This is a genomic window from Saccharomonospora iraqiensis subsp. paurometabolica YIM 90007, from assembly GCF_000231035.2.
Classification (GTDB): domain Bacteria; phylum Actinomycetota; class Actinomycetes; order Mycobacteriales; family Pseudonocardiaceae; genus Saccharomonospora; species Saccharomonospora paurometabolica.
In genome coordinates, this window is the sequence record NZ_KI912189.1 from 516 (window position 1) to 2994 (window position 2479).

At 74.5% G+C, this 2479-nt stretch carries 2 protein-coding genes and 1 pseudogene; 1 reads left to right on the forward strand and 2 read right to left on the reverse strand.

The annotated features are described in order from the left end of the window. Together mnmA and SACPADRAFT_RS0201510 are read right to left on the reverse strand one after the other, a co-directional pair. Positions 1–934 (reverse strand): tRNA 2-thiouridine(34) synthase MnmA (gene mnmA / locus SACPADRAFT_RS24800; RefSeq protein ID WP_007027262.1); only part of this gene is annotated, 934 nt, incomplete at its 3' end. Between the two features lie 3 nt (positions 935–937). Beyond that, positions 938–2170 (reverse strand): cysteine desulfurase family protein, encoded by a 1233-nt coding sequence (locus SACPADRAFT_RS0201510; RefSeq protein ID WP_007027263.1) that lies wholly within the window; start codon positions 2168–2170, stop codon positions 938–940. 140 nt (positions 2171–2310) lie between these two features. Here SACPADRAFT_RS0201510 and SACPADRAFT_RS31100 point away from each other — a divergent pair. Beyond that, positions 2311–2479 (forward strand): annotated as a pseudogene (locus tag SACPADRAFT_RS31100) (S-methyl-5-thioribose-1-phosphate isomerase); the annotation flags it as partial.

Here is a 2479-nt window from a genome sequence, read left to right on the forward strand (position 1 = left end):
CCGTGCCGCCGTGCGCGCGCACCTGCGCCACGCACTCGGTGGGCCCCGCCAGGGGGCGCCCGTCCGGCCAGATCGGCCGGTCGGCGTCGATCCGGTCGACCTTCAGCTCCTCGGCGGACCCGACGGTGACCGTGCCGGACACCGGCTCCAGCGACAGCACGTACCGGGGTCGCCCGTCCGGGGCGGGCGCGTCGATGCCGAGGCCCTTGCGCTGGCCCACGGTGAACCCGTGGACCCCGGTGTGGTGCCCCAGCACGGCGCCGGTCTCGGCGTCGACCAGCTCCCCCGGGCTCTGGCCGATCCGGTCGTCCAGGAACGACTTCGTGTCGCCGTCCGGGATGAAGCAGATGTCGTGGCTGTCCGGCTTGCTCGCCACCGGCAGCCCGCGCCGCTCGGCCTCGGCCCGCACCTCCGGCTTGCGGGAGCCGCCGAGCGGGAACATGGCGTGCCGCAGCTGCTCCGGCGTGAGCGAGGCCAGCACGTACGACTGGTCCTTGCCCTTGTCCGCGCTGCGGCGCAGCTCCGGCGCGTCGTCGACGAGCGCCAGACGCGCGTAGTGGCCGGTGCACACGGCGTCGAACCCGAGCGCGACGGCCTTCTCCAGCAACGCCTCGAACTTGATCTTCTCGTTGCAGGTCACGCACGGGTTCGGCGTGCGGCCCGCGGCGTACTCACCGACGAAGGTCTCCACGACCTCCTCGGTGAACCGCTCGGCGAAGTCCCACACGTAGAACGGGATATCGAGCAGGTCGGCGGCCCGGCGGGCGTCGTGCGAGTCCTCGATCGTGCAGCACCCGCGCGACCCGGTGCGCAGCGTGCCCGGCTTGGCCGACAGCGCCAGGTGCACGCCGGTGACGTCGTGGCCCGCCTCGACGGCCCGGGCGGCGGCCACCGCCGAGTCCACTCCCCCGCTCATCGCGGCCAGTACCCGCACCGCCTACACCTCCTGCTCGGATCGAAACTTACGCATACCGGACAACCCCGCCTGCCGGGCCCGCGCGACCGCCCCGCCGATCTCGGCGGCCAGCGCCTCCACGTCCTCGCGGGTGGAACTGTGCCCGAGGGAGAACCGCAGCGAACTCCGGGCCGACGCGGCGTCGGCCCCCATCGCCAGCAGCACGTGACTCGGCTCGGCGACCCCCGCCGTGCAGGCCGAGCCGGTGGAGCACTCGATGCCCCGGGCGTCGAGCAGCATCAGCAGGCTGTCCCCGGCGCAGCCGGGAAAGGTGACGTGCGCGATGCCGGGCAGCCGGTCGACGGCGTCCGGCGCGTGGGCGGCGTCCGGCGCATCGGCGGAGGCGCCGTTGAGGATCGCGTCCGGCACCTCGGCCTGCACGGCGGCGACGAGTTCGGCGCGCAGTTTGCCCACCCGCTCGACGTGCTCGGCACGGTCCCGCACGCTCGCCCGCACGGCCGTGGCGAACGCGTGGATGCCCGGCACGTCCAGGGTCCCCGAGCGCACCTCGCGTTCCTGCCCGCCGCCGTGCAACAGCGGGACGCACGGGGTGTCGCGGTCCAGCAGCAACGCGCCGACCCCGTACGGACCCCCGAGTTTGTGCCCGGTGAGGGTGAGCGCCCCCGCACCGCTGTCACCGAACCGGATGTCCACCGACCCCACGGCCTGCACGGCGTCCGTGTGCAGCGGGATGTCGTACTCGGCGCACACCGCCGCCAGGTCGGGCACCGGGTTCACCGTGCCGACCTCGTTGTTCGCCCACATGGCCGTGACCAGGGCGACCTCGTCCGGCGCGGCCTCGACGGCGGCGCGCAGCGTCTCCGGGTCGAGGCGCCCGTGCCGGTCGACCTCCAGCCAGGTGACCTCGGCGCCCTCGTGGTCGGCCAGCCATTCGACGGTGTCGAGCACGGCGTGGTGTTCCACCGCGCTCGCCAGGATCCGGCGCCGGTACGGCGCGGCCTGCCTGCGGGCCCAGTAGATGCCCTTCAGGGCGAGGTTGTCGCTCTCGGTGCCCCCGGCGGTGAAGATCACCTCGGAGGGCCGGGCGCCCAGGGCCTCGGCCACGGACTCGCGCGCCTCCTCCACCACGCGCCGCGCCCGGCGCCCGGACGAGTGCAGCGACGAGGCGTTGCCCAGCGTGGGCAGGGTCTCGGTCATCGCCGCGAGCGCCTCGGGCACCATCGGGGTGGTGGCCGCGTGGTCGAGGTAGGTCATCGTGTCCCAAGGGTAATCGCGCACCCGCGACCGTCGGCGCGGCACCGCTGACGCCGGGCCACCGGGCCGGTGCGGTGGGGGTGGGTGCGCCGGCCCGGTCCCTCACCCGTCCGTGTCAACGGGCGCGGGACAATGGCAGTGTGGACAGGACGATCGACTGGGACTCCGACGCCGTCGTGATCGTCGACCAGTGCGCACTCCCGGCCACCCACCGGACGCTGCGGCTGCGCACGGTCGACGACCTGATCGACGCGATCCGGCGGCTGGCCGTGCGCGGCGCGCCCGCACTCGGCGCGGCGGGCGCACTCG

What these genes read in the sequence shown, in the direction of transcription:
- SACPADRAFT_RS0201510 (WP_007027263.1), bottom strand. Translation starts at nt 2,170, where the DNA reads ATGACCTACCTCGACCACGCGGCCACCACCCCGATGGTGCCCGAGGCG.